The 15,227-nt window shown below is 72.2% G+C and carries 14 protein-coding genes; 4 read left to right on the top strand and 10 right to left on the bottom strand.

Annotated elements, in window-relative coordinates:
* Positions 1–141 precede the first annotated feature (141 nt).
* Complete coding sequence (locus tag NYZ98_RS40170) at positions 142–771, top strand: methyltransferase domain-containing protein (RefSeq protein ID WP_262850597.1); 630 nt, start codon at positions 142–144, stop codon at positions 769–771.
* A gap of 109 nt (positions 772–880) precedes the next feature.
* Here the strand turns inward: NYZ98_RS40170 and NYZ98_RS40175 are convergent, their stop codons facing one another.
* The 3 genes from NYZ98_RS40175 to NYZ98_RS40185 all read right to left on the bottom strand — a co-directional run bounded on the left by NYZ98_RS40175 (position 881) and on the right by NYZ98_RS40185 (position 3,913).
* Entirely contained in the window at positions 881–1,666 is a 786-nt protein-coding gene (locus NYZ98_RS40175; RefSeq protein ID WP_262850599.1) for a class I SAM-dependent methyltransferase, read from the bottom strand.
* Positions 1,667–1,873: 207 nt separating this feature from the next.
* Entirely contained in the window at positions 1,874–2,710 is an 837-nt protein-coding gene (locus NYZ98_RS40180) for an LLM class F420-dependent oxidoreductase (RefSeq protein ID WP_262850601.1), read from the bottom strand.
* Between the two features lie 114 nt (positions 2,711–2,824).
* A complete protein-coding gene (locus NYZ98_RS40185; RefSeq protein WP_262850604.1) occupies positions 2,825–3,913 on the bottom strand; it encodes a PfkB family carbohydrate kinase in 1,089 nt (362 codons plus the stop codon).
* A 163-nt stretch (positions 3,914–4,076) separates the two neighbouring features.
* Between NYZ98_RS40185 and NYZ98_RS40190 the strand changes: the two genes are divergently transcribed.
* Positions 4,077–5,429: a 6-phospho-beta-glucosidase gene (locus tag NYZ98_RS40190; protein ID WP_262850607.1), complete on the top strand. Its 1,353-nt coding sequence runs from the start codon at positions 4,077–4,079 to the stop codon at positions 5,427–5,429.
* A 144-nt stretch (positions 5,430–5,573) separates the two neighbouring features.
* On the opposite strand, the gene NYZ98_RS40195 is transcribed toward NYZ98_RS40190, so the two are convergent.
* From NYZ98_RS40195 to NYZ98_RS40220, 6 genes are all read right to left on the bottom strand, one after another.
* Positions 5,574–6,143, bottom strand: coding sequence for a hypothetical protein (locus NYZ98_RS40195; RefSeq protein ID WP_262850609.1), 570 nt, complete (start codon positions 6,141–6,143; stop codon positions 5,574–5,576).
* Positions 6,140–6,379: a helix-turn-helix domain-containing protein gene (locus NYZ98_RS40200; protein ID WP_262850611.1), complete on the bottom strand. Its 240-nt coding sequence runs from the start codon at positions 6,377–6,379 to the stop codon at positions 6,140–6,142. Before NYZ98_RS40200 ends, NYZ98_RS40195 begins: the two co-directional genes overlap by 4 nt.
* Positions 6,380–6,433: 54 nt before the next feature.
* Positions 6,434–7,885 (bottom strand): aldehyde dehydrogenase family protein, encoded by a 1,452-nt coding sequence (locus NYZ98_RS40205; RefSeq protein WP_262850613.1) that lies wholly within the window; start codon positions 7,883–7,885, stop codon positions 6,434–6,436.
* 82 nt (positions 7,886–7,967) lie between these two features.
* A complete protein-coding gene (locus tag NYZ98_RS40210; RefSeq protein ID WP_262850615.1) occupies positions 7,968–9,074 on the bottom strand; it encodes an ATP-dependent DNA ligase in 1,107 nt (368 codons plus the stop codon).
* A complete protein-coding gene (locus NYZ98_RS40215) occupies positions 9,071–9,793 on the bottom strand; it encodes a pyrimidine reductase family protein (RefSeq protein WP_262850618.1) in 723 nt (240 codons plus the stop codon). The genes NYZ98_RS40210 and NYZ98_RS40215 overlap by 4 nt, the downstream gene beginning before the upstream one ends.
* A gap of 143 nt (positions 9,794–9,936) precedes the next feature.
* Positions 9,937–11,172 (bottom strand): S8 family peptidase, encoded by a 1,236-nt coding sequence (locus tag NYZ98_RS40220; protein ID WP_262850624.1) that lies wholly within the window; start codon positions 11,170–11,172, stop codon positions 9,937–9,939.
* A gap of 369 nt (positions 11,173–11,541) precedes the next feature.
* Here NYZ98_RS40220 and NYZ98_RS40225 point away from each other — a divergent pair, with 369 nt between their 5' ends.
* A complete protein-coding gene (locus tag NYZ98_RS40225) occupies positions 11,542–12,699 on the top strand; it encodes a S8 family peptidase (RefSeq protein WP_262850628.1) in 1,158 nt (385 codons plus the stop codon).
* Positions 12,700–12,869: 170 nt separating this feature from the next.
* Positions 12,870–13,721 carry a S8 family serine peptidase gene (locus tag NYZ98_RS40230; RefSeq protein WP_262850632.1) on the top strand — a complete coding sequence of 284 codons (852 nt, stop codon included), beginning with the start codon at positions 12,870–12,872 and terminating at the stop codon, positions 13,719–13,721.
* Here NYZ98_RS40230 and NYZ98_RS40235 read toward each other — a convergent pair.
* Positions 13,639–14,889, bottom strand: coding sequence for a S8 family peptidase (locus NYZ98_RS40235; RefSeq protein WP_262850634.1), 1,251 nt, complete (start codon positions 14,887–14,889; stop codon positions 13,639–13,641). The two genes, NYZ98_RS40230 and NYZ98_RS40235, sit on opposite strands and share 83 nt — an antisense overlap.
* Positions 14,890–15,227: the final 338 nt, after the last annotated feature.

Below are 15,227 nucleotides of genomic sequence, written 5' to 3' on the forward strand. Positions count from 1 at the left end.
GCTGCACACCGCCTGCGGCGACATCCCACCCGCAGAGTACGAAGCGATCTACTACCGTCACCAACAGGCCGCAGTCACCGCGGCAGAAACCAAGTAGCCGAGTCTCCACGAAACCCGGCGCGGTTCACACCGGCTTTGGTCGTGGGGGACGGCCTGCATGGCTATGCCGAGAACGCGGACTACGACCGGCTCATCGCTACCTGCTCGGTGCGTGTCATCCCACCGGCCTGGATGTGGCAGGTACGTGACGGGGGGACCATCACCGCACCGATGTGGGGCTGGATGGGCGGGGTCGCCTTCGCGCACCTGACGATGGCCGGCGACGGCACCGCCAGCGGGCGTTTCCTCGCGAACGACCTCTACTTCATGACCGCCCGATCGCACCTACCGCCGCCGCGACCGCCCGTCGTGACCGGAATCGGAGAGGTCGGAGAAAGCAGGATCGACCCGGCGGTCCTCGACGAGGAGGCCGCCGTCTTCGTCGCCCAGCTCGCCGTCCCGGCCGCACAGCGGGCGTCCAGTGAGGACATGACGATCCTGTTGGACGTCGGTACAGGATCGCGGGCGGATGTCAGGCCGAACTCCGTCGGCGGGTGGACGGTGCATCAGCACGGGCCGGTCAGACTGTGGGACGAAGTCGAAAAAGCCGTCCTGACGTGGCAGGGTGCTGGGCGTCCGCACCAGTCCGGCTTCGGCCTCACCGTCACCACGGAGCGTCAATACGTATGGCTGGGTGATCCCGGCGGGCCAAGCTGGGACCTGCCCGCCTAGAACGGCCCAGCATCTGGCCAGCTGCGCTTGATCCTTCCCGTGTAGGCGGCTATCTGCTGACCTGCCTCATGACGCAAAAGGTCCTCGCCTTCGGCTCGGGCTGTGTTTTCTAGGGCCTTCGGCCGGGCGTGCGCTCGTGATTGAGGCTGACGGGCTCTGTGATGTCGCGGCGTGCCACGAATACCAGCTCGGTGCCCGGTCGGTCGGGGGCGTCGCGGACGTCTTCGACGGCGAAGCCGTGTTCGTGTAAGTCTCGTTCGATCTCCGTGCGTTCGCGGAAGCGAAGTGTGGATTCCGAGGTCAGGACATCCCCGTCCGCGGCGAACACGTGTGTTCCCCGGAAGCTCACCAGTGGCAGGCTCACGTCGGTCAGTTCGGCCCAGGTCTTGACCTGGCCGACGCCCCGTATGTCTGTCATGCGGTAGGTGGTCTCGCGTGTCCACTGCGCCCACTCCTGCCATACGCGCCGCGCCGGATCGCGCGTCTCGAACACCAGCCGCCCGCCGGGCCGCAGCGCCTCGTACGCCCCGCGCAGCGTCCTGCGCCATGCCCGCGGATCGGCGATCGCCTGGGCGACGTTCCCGGTCATCGTCACCAGGTCGATCCGTATGGGCGGCAGATCCCCCGCGTCGCCGTCGAGCCAGCGCACCCGCTCCGCTCCCGGTTTCCCGCGCGCGACCTCGACCGACGCTCGCGCGGGGTCGACCCCGGTGACCGCAATCCCGCGCTCGGCGAGCAGCAGCGCGAACACCCCTGTACCGCACCCGATGTCCAGCACCGACCGCGCACCGAACTCCTCCGCCATCGCCAGATACGCATCGAGATCGCTGCGGTTCGGATCGAGCCGGTCGTAGATGGCGGCCAGGCGCGGATGCCCGAAAGCCGCGTCAACCATGGAAGCGAACGTATATGGCCCCGAGCACGCACGGCCACTACCCCGCACGATGCCCAGACGCCGAGCCGGCCGAAGGCCCCGGAAACACAACCCGAGCCGAAGGCGAGGACCTTAGGCGGTCACCCGGCAGGACGTCGCCGGGTGACCGCTCGGTTCCGTCCCGGATTCTCCGGCGCTCGGGTGCCGACCGGGCCGAATGCGGGATCTTCAGATGGCGAGGGTTTCCGCGAGTTGTTCGAAAGCCTGGAGGGGGTCGGTGTTCTGGGGGGTGAGGAGTTGGATGGTTACGTGGTCGGCGCCGGCCTCGTGGTGGGCGTCGATGCGGTGGCGGATTTCGGGTGCGGTGCCGTAGACGGCGAGGGCGTCCACCAGGCGGTCGCTGCCGCCGTCGGCGAGGTCGTCGTCGCCGAAGCCGAGTCTGCGCCAGTTGTTGGTGTAGTTGACCAGGCCGAGGTAGAGCTGCATCGACTGCCGGGCGAGTGAGCGGCCCAGCGCGGGGTCGTCGGTGAGGACGACCCTCTGCTCGGGGGCCAGCAGCGGGCCCGCGCCGAGGATCTCCCGGGCCTGCCGGGTGTGCTCGGGGGTGGTGAGGTACGGGTGGGCACCGGCGGTCCGTTCCCCCGCCAGCCGCAGGACCCGTGGGCCGAGCGCGGCGAGCGCCCGGCTGTCGGCCGGTACCCCGGCCGCGTCCAGCCCGTCGAGGTAGGCCTCGAGGGCCGCGTAGGGCTTGCTGAACTCCCGGTTCGCCTCGGGGTGCCCGGCGCCGACGCCGAGGAGGAACCGGCCCGGGTGGGCGGCCTCGATCCGGTGGAAGGAGGCGCCGACGGTCGCCGGGTCGTCCTTCCAGATGTTGACGATCCCCGTGGCGACGGTGAGCGTCGTCGTGGCGTCGAGCAGCTCCTCGGCGAGCCGCAGGTCGCCGTCCGGTGATCCGCCGATCCAGACGGTGCCGTAGCCGAGCCGCTCCAGCGACACCGCGAGGTCCGGCGTGAGTTCGGCGTCGCGCCGCCAGACGCCGATCCTGCCGAGTACGGGCCTTGCCATCGTCGATCAGTCCTTCCCGATATTGCCCTTACCTGCGGGGTCGTCCCTCGCGGGGTCCGGCGCGGCCGTGGAGGACGCGCCCTCACTCAGGGGTCAACCGGCCGGGCGCGAAGATTATTCGGCGCCCGGCGTGGCGTGGTCGGCGGGCCCGGCGCCCACGTCGGCGTGCCGGGACATGGTCGCGCCCGCCCGGCGGACGGCGCCCACCGGGACCGAGGGCACCAGTTTGTCGAGGAAGGCGTACCGGCGGGCGAGCGAGGCGATGTACGCGCCGCTGCTCCCGGCGGCGGCCCGCACGTCGTGCCACCAGTCGGCGATGTCCCCCCACCCGGGCGCGGCCAGCGACCCGCCGAACTGCTGCACCGCCAGCGCGGAGCACACCCCGGCGAACGCGAGCCGGTCGGCCAGCGGCCAGCCCGACAGGGTGCCGAGCACCAGGCCGGCCCCGAAGACGTCCCCGGCCCCGGTCGGGTCGAGCGCCGTCACCCGCAACGCCGGGACGTAGGCCTCCTCCCCGGTCGTGGAGTCGATGGCCATGGCCCCGTTGGCCCCGTCGGTGACCACGGCCAGCGGGACCCGGTCGGCGATGGCGTAGAGGGCCTCACGGGGCGTCTCGGTGCCGGTGTAGGCCATGGCCTCCACCGAGTTCGGCATGAACGCGTGGCAGACGGCGAGCTGGTCGAGCACGGCGGGGGACCAGACCTGGGAGGGGTCCCAGCCCACGTCGGCGAAGATCAGCGCCCCGTCCTCGTGGGCCAGGTCGGCCCACGTACGGGTGCCCGCGCTGCCCAGGGGCTCGTCGATGGACAGCGGGGCGATCACGGCGCTGGAGCGCGGCGGCCGGCCGATCATCTCGGTGGGCGCCATCGGCGGCGGGTGGCCGTGGGTGACCATGCTCCGGTCGCGGTTCACGGCCATGGAGACGGTCACGGGGGAGTGCCACCGCTGGAAGCGGCGCGAACGGGACAGGTCGACCGACTCCTGCTCGGACAGGATGCGCCAGTTGAAGTCGGCGTAGTCGTCGTCGCCGAACGCGGCGGCCATGGAGGTGCGCAGCCCGAGGCGGCTGGAGGCGATGGCGAGGTTGGCGATGCCGCCGGGGCACGACCCCATCCCGTCGGCCCAGACCTCGGTGCCGGCGGCGGGCATCGCGGGCAGGCCGGTGAAGACGATGTCGAGAAAGACGGTGCCGGCGGTGAACACGTCGAATTCCGGCCCGCCTGGACCGCGTTGATCGGCTAGTGGGTCATAGGCCCGGAGAGGCACGGGAATGGGTCCTCCTCGACGGTGCGAAGATATGCGCACCCTTGCATGTTAAGGCGGGCATATTACAAGGGCACGGCGCGTGCCCGGTCAAGGAGCTGGCATGAGGCTGACCATCCTCGGTGGCGGCGGCTTCCGCGTGCCGCTGGTGTACGGCGCCCTGCTGCGCGGCACGGGCGGGCCGCTGATCGAGGAGGTCGTCCTGTACGACGTCTCCGAGGAGCGCCTGAACGCCATCGGCCACGTGCTCGCGCGGCTCGCCGCCGGGCACGACCGGCCGCCGCGCGTGCGCGCCACGACCGACCTGGACGACGCCCTGCGCGACGCGACGTTCGTGTTCTCGGCGATCAGGGTGGGCGGTCTCGAGGGCCGCACGGCCGACGAGCGGGTCGCCCTCGACCTCGGGGTCCTCGGCCAGGAGACGATCGGGCCGGGCGGCGTCGCGTTCGGCCTGCGCACGATCCCGGTGGCGATGCGGGTCGCCGAGCGCGTCGCGGCCGTCGCCCCGGACGCCTGGGTGATCAACTTCACCAACCCGGCCGGCATGATCACCGAGGCGATGCAGCGGGTGCTCGGCGACCGGGTGATCGGCATCTGCGACTCGCCGGTGGGGCTGATCCGCCGCGCCGCCAGGGCCCTCGGCCTGGACCCCGACCGCACCGCCCCCGACTACGTCGGGCTGAACCACCTCGGGTGGCTGCGCGGGCTCTCCCACGGGGGCCGCGACGTCCTGCCGGACCTGCTCGCCGACGACGCGGCGCTCAAGCTCGTGGAGGAGGCCCGGCTGTTCGGGCCCGAGTGGGTGCGGTCGCTGGGGGCGCTGCCGAACGAGTACCTGTACTACTACGACTTCACCCGCGAGGCGGTGGCCGCGATCCGCGGGGCGGCGCAGACCCGGGGGGAGGCGCTGCTCGGGCGGCAGGCCGGCTTCTACGCGGCCGTGCGGCACGCGCCGGAGCGGGCCCTGGCCGAGTGGGAGCGCACCCGCGCGGAGCGTGACGCGTCGTACATGGCCGAGACCCGTGACACCGCGGGTGCGGGGGAGCGTGAGGCCGCCGACCTCTCGGCGGGCGGGTACGAGGGCATCGCGCTCGCGCTGATGACGACCCTGGCCAGGGGCGGGAGCACGACCATGATCCTCAACGTGCGCAACGGGACGGCGGTCGCGGGGCTGCCGCCCGAGGCGGTCGTGGAGGTCCCGTGCGCCGTGGACGCGGGCGGGGTGCGGCGGCTCGCCGCCGGGCCCCTGCCGGGCCGGTTCCTCGGGCTGGTGCAGCAGGTCAAGGCGGTCGAGCAGCTCACCATCGAGGCCGCCGTGACCGGGTCCGCGAGCTTGGCGGTCCAGGCGTTCGCCGCGCACCCGCTGGTCGACTCGGTCTCGGTCGCCCGTCACCTGCTGGACGGCTACCGCGCCCGCATCCCCGAACTGGACGCCGTCTTCCGCCCCGCCCCCTGACGATCCCCGCCGCGCGGCCTCTCCCGTCTCCTGACGGTCCACGCCACGCGGCCTCCCCCGGGCCCGGGAGATCCCGCCGCGCGGCCTCCCGCAGGCCCGGGACGGTTCCGTCGCACGCATCCACAGGCTCCCGCCACCCCGGGGTCAGGCGGCCTTCCTGAGGAAGCCGAGGTCGGCGGCGAGGCGGTACGGGTCGACGCCGGCGCCGCGCATGATCTGGAGCGACCGGTTGGAGCCGTCGGCGAGCAGGCCGCACAGCAGGTCCTCCCCGGTCACCCGGCCCGCCGGGCCGCGCGTCGGGCCGCGCCGGTTCATCGCGACCTCGACGACCTTCCTGGCCTTCCCGGTGAGCACGAGGCCGCCGGCCGGGCCATAGAGGACCACCCGCAGGGGCCGGGTCCGCGACCGGCGCAGCCGCCACCGCGCGGGATCGTCCACCGGGCCGGGCATCCGGCGGCGGATCTCCGCCAGGTCGATCCCGAGCGTGGCGAGCAGCTCGCGGTCGGTCGCGCCGTCCCCGGCGACGACGGCGGCCCGTACGGCGTCCGGTTCCGGGGCGAAGCTGCCGAGGGGCGCCTCGAAGGGCCGGGTCTCGGCCAGGGCGAGCAGGATGACGTCCTCGTCGAGGACGTCGCGGCCCGCGTCCCTGGCCAGCAGGCCCGCCCGGACCATGGCCCCCCGCGCGGACGGGGTGAACTTCTCGAAGATCGTCACTGCCGGCTCCCCGTGGTGCGGTCGATGACCCGATGGGCGTGCTTACGGTGCGCCGTCTGCCGCTTCACGCCGAGGGCCGCGGCGATGGCCTCCCAGGACCAGCCCTGGGCGCGGGCGTCGTCGACGTGCGACGCCTCCAGCTCTTCCAGCAGCCGGCGCAGGGCCGCCACGGCGGCCAGCCCGGTCGCCGGGTCGTGACCGCCGGCGGCCTCGGCGAGTTCGGTGGCGCTGTTCATGCCGTCAGCATAAGCTGACACGCCCCCCTTTGTCAGCTTATGCTGACAAGAATCTCAGGTCTGGATGATCGCGGCCTTCTCGCGGGTGTAGGCGAGGACGGCGTCGTGGCCGTAGCCGCTGTCCTTGACGCCGCCGAAGGGCAGCCCCGGGGGCATCTGGCGGAACGTGTTCACCCACACCGTGCCGCTCTGCAGGTCGCGGATGAACCGGTGGGCGCGGCCGAGGTCACGGGTCCAGACCCCGGCCGCCAGGCCGTAGGAGGAGTCGTTGGAGATCGCCAGCGCCTCGTCGTCGGTGTCGAAGGGGATGGCCACCGCCACCGGGCCGAAGATCTCCTCCTGGCACACGCGCAGCGAGTTGTCGGTGGTCGTGTAGAGCGTCGGGGCCACCCAGTAGCCGCCGGGCATCGAGGGCACCACCGAGGCGCCGCTCGTGCCGCCGAAGACCAGCTCCGCGCCCTCCTTCTCGGCGATCTCCAGGTACCGGATCACCCGCTCGTACTGGTCCGCCGACACGATCGGCCCCATCGTGGTGGCGAGGTCGAGCGGGTCGGCCAGGGTGAGCCCGCCGGCGATGGCGGTGATCCGGCCGATCATCTCCTCCCAGATCGGCCGCTGGATCAGGATGCGGGAGCCCGCGACGCACACCTGCCCGGCGTTGCCCGTGTAGACGGAGTTCACCGTGACGCCCTGGGCGGCGGCGTCCAGGTCGGCGTCCGCGAACACGATGTTGGGGGACTTGCCCCCGAGCTCGAAGGTGAGCGGTTTGAGGCTGTCGGCGCTGGCCCGCGTGATGGCCTGGCCCGTCTGCGTGGACCCGGTGAGGCTGATCTTGCCGACCCCGCGGTGCCGCACGAGCGGGTCGCCCACCTCCTCGCCCAGCCCGCTGACGATGTTGAGCACCCCCGGCGGCAGCACGCCGGCCAGCAGCTCGCCCAGGCGCAGCACCGACGCGCACGCCTGCTCGGCGGGCTTGATGATCACCGTGTTCCCCGCGGCCAGCGCGTAGGCGGCCTTCGCCGAGAACGTCGAGATGGGGGAGTTCCACGGGATGATCCCGAGCACCACCCCGTACGGCTCGCGGCGGGTGAGGCCCAGCGTGTCCGGGCCGAGGACGACGGTGTCGCCTTTGACGGCGTCGATGACGTCCCCGGCGGCGATCTGCCACAGGTACGTCATGCCGGGCAGGTCCTTTTTCAGGGTGTCGCGCAGGATGCGGCCGTTGTCGCGGGTCTCGATGCGGGCCAGCTCTTCGGCGTTGGCGGCGAAGACCCCGGCGACCTTGCGCAGGAAGCCCGCCCGGCCCAGGGCGGGCAGCGCCGACCAGCCGGGGAACGCCTCCCGCGCGGCGGCGACGGCGGCGTCCGCGTCGGCACGGCCGCTCGCGGGGATCTGGGCCCAGACCTCGCCCGTCGCGGGATTGACCGAGTTCAGCGTCCGGCCGTCCTGGGCGGCGACCAGCCGGCCCCCGATCAGGTTGCGGTACTCGGTGATGCTCTCCGCCATCCGTCAACTCCCGCGTCGGCCGTACCGGAAACGCACCAAGCGTACGCTTGCTCAAGTGTGTCCGGTAGCCCGGGGGAGCCGGTCAGCGAGCGAGGATGTCGTCCAGGTTGTAGCCGACGGGATGTTCGAGCTGCTCGTAGGTGCACGAAAGGGGGGTGCGGTCGGTGCGCCAGCGGCGGAACTGGGCGGTGTGCCGGAACCGGTCGCCCTCCATGTGGTCGTAGGCCACCTCCACCACCAGATCGGGGGCAAGCGGCACGAACGACAGGTTCTTGCCGGCGCTCCAGCGGGACACCGCGCCGGGCATCCGCTGGGTGGTGCTCTCGTCCTGCGACATCCACGAGCCCCAGGGGTGCTCGCCCAGGTCGGTCAGAAGGTACGGCTTCAGCTCCTCGACCAGCTCGGCGCGGCGCTTCATCGGGAACGACGCGGCCACCCCGACGTGGTGCAGGACGCCCTTCGCGTCGTACAGCCCGAGCAGCAGCGATCCGACGATCGGGCCCGACTTGTGCTCGCGGTACCCGGCCACCACGCAGTCGGCGGTGCGTTCGTGCTTGACCTTGAACATCGTGCGGCGGTCCGGCTCGTACGGCTGGGTCGTGCGCTTGACGATGATCCCGTCCAGCCCCGCCCCCTCGAACATCTCGAACCACTCGCCCGCGCGCTCGTCGCTGTCGGTCACCGGGGTCAGCCGCACCCGGTCGCCCGCGGCGGACAGCGCGTCGACCAGGCGGGCGCGGCGCTCGCCGAACGGGGTCTCCAGCAGGCTCTGGTCGCCGATCGCGAGCAGGTCGAAGGCGATGAACGACGCCGGGGTCTGCTCGGCGAGCAGCCGCACGCGGGACGCCGCGGGGTGGATGCGCTGCTGCAGGGCGTCGAAGTCGAGGATCTGGTCCTTGCGCAGGACGATCTCGCCGTCCACGACGCAGCGCTCGGGCAGCTCCCGCTTGACCGCCTCGATCAGCTCGGGGAAGTAGCGGTTGAAGGGCCGCTCGTTGCGGCTGCCCAGGTAGACCTCGTCGCCGTCCCGGAACACGATGCAGCGGAACCCGTCCCACTTGGGCTCGTACAGCAGCGTGCCGTCCTGGGCCGGCAGCCCTTTGATCGCCTTGGCCAGCATCGGCGCCACGGGCGGGGCGACCGGCAGGCTCATCTCGGGCGGAAGGTCCGGCGGGGCGGGAAGGTTCATTTCGGCTCCCGGGTGTACTTGCAGAAGAGGAAGCCTTCTTCCTCCAGGACGTGCGAGAGGCGCAGCCGGACGGTGGCGGCCGGGCCGTTGAGGATGCGCGCCGCGTCGCCGCCGGTCAGCAGCGGGCTGACCGTCAGGCACAGCTCGTCCACCAGGCCCGCCGCCGACATCTGCGCGTTGGTCCGGGGACCGCCCTCGCACAGGATGCGGGAAAGGCCGCGTTCGCGGAGCAGCGCGACCGCGAGGGGGAGGTCGACCCGCTCGTCACCCGCGACGATCACCTCGGCGTGCCTGGCCGCCTCTTCGCGCCGGTCCTCGGGCGCGCGTTCTGTGGTGATCACGATCGTCCTGGCGTACGGCTCGGCCTCGACGAACAGCGGGCCGGCCAGGTCCAGGTCGAGCTTGCGGGTGACGACCGCGATGGGCGGGACCAGCGGGCGTCCCACGCGCAGGTCCCGCCAGGACGCGCGCGGGCGCGCCGGGCCGTACCCCTCGGTGCGCACGGTCGCGCCGCCGGCCAGTACCACGTCGGCGAGGCCGCGCAGGACCCCGAAGACCCGCCGGTCGCCCTTGCCGGACAGGCCCTCCGACTGGCCCTTCAGCCAGGCGCCCCCGTCGGCGCCCGCCACCATGTTGAGGCGGAGCCAGGCGTCGCGGGGGTAGGCGTAGGCATCGGCGAGATCGACGTCGTCCGCCGGGCTGGGATGGATGCGTCGCACCTTCCCTACCTTGGCACAGCCCTCCGACAAGGACGCGTGAGGGGGATCGGGGCCCGCGAAGTGAGGCCGGCCGCCGTCCCCGCCTTCGTCCTCCTCGCCGCCACCGCCTCGTGGCCCGGCCGCGGGCTCTCGCGCGCCGGGCCCTACAGGCCACCGGTGTACAGCAGCTTGTTGGGAGTGCCGGCGGGAAGGTCGCGGAGGACGCCGGTGGTGGCGTTGGCGGTCAGCCAGTTGAAGACGGCGTACGGGGTGGCGTGGGTGTGGGTCTGCAGGAACAGTGCGGCGACCCCGGTGACGTACGGGGAGGCGTAGGCGCTGCCGCTGGCGCGTCTGGCCCCGCCGCCCGTGCCGGCCGAGATGATGTCGACTCCGGGTGCGAACAGGTTGACGCAGCGCCCGGAGTCGCTGACGAGGGCCGGCGTGTCGTGGATGGTGGACGCGGCGACGCCCAGCACCTCCAGGGCGGCGGCGGGTGACACGTCGCAGGCGTCACCGTCGAAGTCGCCCGCGGCGGCCACGATGAACACCCCGAGCCTGCTCAGCGCGTTGGCGGCGTTGTTCACGGCGAAGGACTTGGCGCCGCCGATGGAGATGTTGGCGACGGCGGGCGGTTTGGCGTGGGCGGCGACCCAGTCGAGGCCGGCGATGAGGCCGGAATAGGAGCCGTGGCCCTGGCAGCCCAGGACACGGATGGGTGAGAGGCGGATGTTGCGGGCCACACCCCATGTGGTGCCGCCGGCGATGCCGGCGATCAAGGTGCCCTGGCCCAGGCAGTCGCCGGTGCCCCTGCCGTCGTTGATGGCCGTGTAGCCGGGGAGCAGGCGGCCGGTGAACTGGGTGTGGACCGGGTCGATGCCACTGCCGACCATGTAGGCGGTGACGCCGGTGCCGTCTTCGGTGACGTTGAAGGAGCCGTTCAGCGGGAGGTTCCGCTGGTCGATCCGGTCCAGTCCCCAGGAGGTGGTCGGCAGGCTCCGCCCGGAGGCCGCCACCGTCGCGGGCCGCGCGGCGTCCCGGGAACCGGCCGAGGGCGGCGTCGGCGCGCGCTGTTCGAGTTCCTGGACGGCGCCGTCCTGCTCGATGGAGGCGACGTCGGGATGCGTGAGCAGCTTGACCACCTGCGGGGGGGTCATGTGCGCGGTGAAGCCGTTGATGACCCTGGTGTACCGGTAGATCGGCCGCACGCCCGCCACGGCGATCACCCGGTCGGCCGGCGCCTTCGGCCTGAGGCTGACAATGTACTGGTCGAGGATGAGCCGGGGCGGAGGCGGCCCGGTCGTCCTCGTCAGGGGCGAGGCCGGCCCGGGGGTCGCGGACCTGGCGACCGGAGCGAGTGCCGCCAGGGAGCCCAGCAGGATGATCCCAAGCAAGGCGGCCACGCTCCCGCACCGTGCGCCGGCGCGGGTCTTGGTCGTGGGGCGGACGGTCATCGCGTCCCCTCTCGTTCGGCCATGTGGCCGGGGCGCAGCCACCGGCCGTCGAAGCGATGATCAATGATCAACTACCCACGGTGATTGGGGTTACTCTCCGTGTCGCCATCGCGCGTGGTCGCCGAGAGTAATGGTTGTTCGCTTTGGGTAGTCGATCATCATCTTCGGTGGTCAGCGGAGGTCTCGGCCGCGACCGTTCACGAGAGGGACCCGATGACGATCCACCCCGCTCCTACGTCGTACCTCGCAACCACGGCCTGCGTGAGCAGGAGACGCACAGGTCGCGTTCTACCGGGGATCCTGCTTTTGCTCGGCTCCATGGTCATGCTCACGTCCCCGGCCGCGCGAGCCCTCACCCCGGACCCGGCACCGCGTGTCACGGTGCGCGAGGCGGCGCCGCCCGCGGCCGTCCCTGGCCAGTACATCATCACGCTCCGGCCTGACGGGCGTCTGGACGACGTGGCCGCCCTGGCCGGCGTGCAGCCGATCTACCGGTACACCAAGGTCATGAACGGGTTCGCCGCTCGCATGACGGCCGAACAGATATCCAGGTTGCGCCGGCAGCCCGAGGTCGCCTCCATCGAACAGGACGGGCGCATAGAAGAACTCGAACTGCACACCCCGGAAGCGGTGGTCCCGCCGATCGTCCCCACCGCTCTTTCGTGGGGGCGTGACCGGATCGACCAGCGCAAGCTCCCGCTGAACGGCACCTTCAAGATCAACCATGATGGGGACGGGGTGACCGCCTACATGGTCGGCAGCGGCATCAGCCCCTCTCAGGGCGAGTTCACCGGGCGGCTGGACAAGGGCTACAGCGCCATCATCGACGGGCACGGCACCGACGACTGCCTCGGGCAGGGCACCTTCGTCGCCGGGATCGTCGGCGGCGCCACCCAGGGCGTCGCCCCCAAGGTGCGCATGGTGCCCGTCCGCGTCCTGGACTGTGACGGCAAGGGGACGTTCGCCGGGATGATCGCGGCCCTCGACTGGGTGGCGGGGACCATCCAGAAACCCGCCGTCGTCAACGTGTCGGTCGGCGGGCAGAAGTCCTACGCGGCCAACGACGCGGCCAACGAACTGGCCGGTCTCGGCGCGTTCATCGCGGCGGCGGCCGGCGACCGTTCCAGTGACGCCTGCGAGATCTCGCCCGCGGGGGCCCCGGGGATCATCACCGTCGCCGCCTCCACCATCAAGGACACGCCCGCCCCGTTCAGCAACACCGGCCCGTGCGTCGATCTTTACGCCCCCGGCGTCGACATCGTCTCGTCGGCGAAGAGTGGCGGCCTCAGGCGGGGCAGCGGCACCGCCTACGCGACCCCCTTCGTGACCGGGGTCGCCGCGCTCCTCAAGCAGACCTACGGTGCCTCGACCGCCACGACGACCCGCAACTGGATCACTGGGAACGCCACGACCGACGCCCTGCACGGCGTCCATCCCGACACGCCCAACAGGCTGCTCTTCACCGGAGACCTCTGACGGGCTCCGCGACTCACGGAGAGCGACGTCGATCACTGTGGGCGGCCGACCGGCACCCACGTCAGGGGCCCTGTCCACCCCATCCGGACGATTCGAGAGGAACGCCATGACCATCCGCCTCACCACCAGGACCTCCGGCCGTAGGGGGCCCGACCCGCGCCCGTGGCGTCGTGCTCGTGCTCAGCGCGCTCCTCGCGGCCGCCCCGGACGCGCGGGCCGCCGGACCGGGGCCGGCGGGAGAGCCCCCTTCGGGCCGGTACATCGTCAGGCTGAGGCCCGGCGGTCTCATGGGCGATGTGCTGACCCCGCTCGGCGTGCGACCGACCTTCGTCTACCACACCGTCCTGCACGGCTTCGCGGCACGCCTCACCTCTGAGCAGCTCGACCAGGTGTACACCAACCCCGACGTCGCGTACTCGGGGGTGATCGCGGGGCTCGACTGGATCGCGGCCCACGTCCGGCGCCCGGCGGTCGCCAACATCTTCATCGGCGGGGCCAGGTCGTCGGCGGTCGACGACGCGGCCAACGAGCTGAGCAGCCTCGGGGTGTTCATCGTCGCGGCCGCGGGTGACCGCTCCATCGACGCCTGCGACGTCTCGCCCGCCAGTTCCCCAGGAACGCTGGCCGTGGCCGCCTCCTCCCCCGGCGACACCTTCGCCCCGGGCGGCAACACCGGGCACTGCGTCGACCTGTTCGCGCCTGGGGTGAACGTCACCTCCGCCAGAATGGGCGGCGGGATCAGCCGGGCCACCGGCTCCGCCTTCGCCGCTCCCTACGTGACGGGGGTGGCCGCGCTGTTCAAGCAGGCCCATGGTGACGCGTCCTCGTCCTGTTCGACTGGATCACCGGCAAAGCCACCACCGGCGTCCTTCGCGGGCTCCCTGCCGGGATGCCCGACAAGCTGCTCTGCACCAGCGGGCTCTGACCGGCACGCGAGGCTCAGAGGCCGTTGGTGTAGAGCAGTCTGTTGGGGGTGCCGTCGGGGACGACGTGGAGGATGTCGGCGGTGGCGTGGTCGGTGAGCCAGTGGCTGACGACGGCGGAGGTGGCGTCGCCGCCGGCCTGCTTGAACAGCGCGGCGACGCCGGTGACGAAGGGGGTGGCGTAGGCGGTGCCGCTGGCGCGCGCGGTGCCGCCGCCGCTGGCGGCGGAGGTGATGTCGGTGCCGGGGGCGAACAGGTTGACGCAGGGCCCGGTGTCGGTGGTCGGGGTGGGGGTGTCGGCGCGGGTGGTCGCGGCGACGGTGAGGGCGCCGGGGGCCGCGCCGGGCGAGACGTCACAGGCGTCGCCGGCGTAGTCTCCCGCGGCCGCGGTGATGAAGATCTTGAGGCTGCTGAGCTCGTTGGTGGCGTCGTCGAGCGCGGAGGACTTGGCGCCGCCGATGGAGATGTTGGCGACCGCCGGGCGCTGGACGTTGGCCGCGACCCAGTCGAGCCCCGCGATCACCCCCGAGTAGGTGCCGCGACCGTCGCATCCGATGACGCGGACGGGCGCCAGGTGGATGTTGCGGGCGACCCCCCAGGTGGTGCCGCCGGCGATGCCGGCGACGAAGGTGCCCTGGCCCAGGCAGTCGCTGGTGCCCCTGCCGTCGTTGATGGCGCTGTAGCCGGGGATCAGGCGGCCGGTGAATTCGGGGTGGGCGGGGTCGATGCCGGTGCCGATCATGTACGCGGTGACCCCGGTGCCGTCGTGGGCGGGGCGGTAGGTGCCGTTCAGGGGCAGGGTCCGCTGGTCGATGCGGTCCAGTCCCCACGAGGTCGTGGTGGTGGTGACGGGCTCGCTGATGGGCGTGGGGAGGGGGTTCAGCTGTCCGATGAAGCCGTCCTGCTCGATGGAGGCGACGTCGGGCTGGCGCAGGAGCTGGGTGATCTGCTGGGGTGTCATGGGGGCGGCGAAGCCGTTGGCGACCCTGGTGTACAGGTGGGTGGGGTGCAGGCCGGTCTGAGCGATGATCTGGGTGGGGTTTCCTGTGGGCCGCAGGCGGACGATGAACCGGCCGGGGATGGGCCGGGCGGGCGGCGGGCCGATGCGCGGGGCCGGTGGGGCGGCGGTGCGGGGGGCGGCGGTGTGGGGGGCCGGTGTGGTGAGGGATCCCAGCAGGAGCAGGATCGCCGGCGCGGCGAGGGCCGCGTGTCTGCGACCGGTGCCGGCACGGGTGCGGGTGCGGGGTGCCGCGGGGCGGATGGTCATCGCGTCCCTCTCGTTCGGCCGCTGTGGCCGGGGCGCGGGCGCCGGCCCTCACGTACAGTGATCACTGGGTCACGTACCCGAGGTGATCGCGATTACTCTCCGTGTTGTCGTTGCCGAGCGTCAAGATCCACCCTGGGCGCGGGCCGGGGTGGGCGAGTGGGCCGGGCCGGGGTGGACATGGGATGGGTGCGGCGCGGGGGGGGATACGGGCTCACAGGCCGTTGGTGTAGAGGAGCCGGTCGGGGGTGTCGGCGGGGACGGCGGTGAGGGTGGTGGTGGCGTTGTCGACGAGCCAGTTCTGGAGGGTGGCGGTGGGGGTGTCGCCGTGGGCTTGTTTG

The sequence above is a fragment of the Sphaerisporangium corydalis genome, assembly GCF_025506355.1.
GTDB classification, from domain to species: Bacteria; Actinomycetota; Actinomycetes; order Streptosporangiales; family Streptosporangiaceae; genus Sphaerisporangium; species Sphaerisporangium corydalis.

What these genes read in the sequence shown, in the direction of transcription:
- NYZ98_RS40210 (WP_262850615.1), bottom strand. Translation starts at nt 9,074, where the DNA reads ATGAACCTTCCCGCCCCGCCGGACCTTCCGCCCGAGATGAGCCTGCCG.
- NYZ98_RS40225 (WP_262850628.1), top strand. Translation starts at nt 11,542, where the DNA reads ATGGTCATGCTCACGTCCCCGGCCGCGCGAGCCCTCACCCCGGACCCG.
- NYZ98_RS40180 (WP_262850601.1), bottom strand. Translation starts at nt 2,710, where the DNA reads ATGGCAAGGCCCGTACTCGGCAGGATCGGCGTCTGGCGGCGCGACGCC.
- NYZ98_RS40190 (WP_262850607.1), top strand. Translation starts at nt 4,077, where the DNA reads ATGAGGCTGACCATCCTCGGTGGCGGCGGCTTCCGCGTGCCGCTGGTG.
- NYZ98_RS40175 (WP_262850599.1), bottom strand. Translation starts at nt 1,666, where the DNA reads ATGGTTGACGCGGCTTTCGGGCATCCGCGCCTGGCCGCCATCTACGAC.
- NYZ98_RS40235 (WP_262850634.1), bottom strand. Translation starts at nt 14,889, where the DNA reads ATGACCATCCGCCCCGCGGCACCCCGCACCCGCACCCGTGCCGGCACC.
- NYZ98_RS40200 (WP_262850611.1), bottom strand. Translation starts at nt 6,379, where the DNA reads ATGAACAGCGCCACCGAACTCGCCGAGGCCGCCGGCGGTCACGACCCG.
- NYZ98_RS40205 (WP_262850613.1), bottom strand. Translation starts at nt 7,885, where the DNA reads ATGGCGGAGAGCATCACCGAGTACCGCAACCTGATCGGGGGCCGGCTG.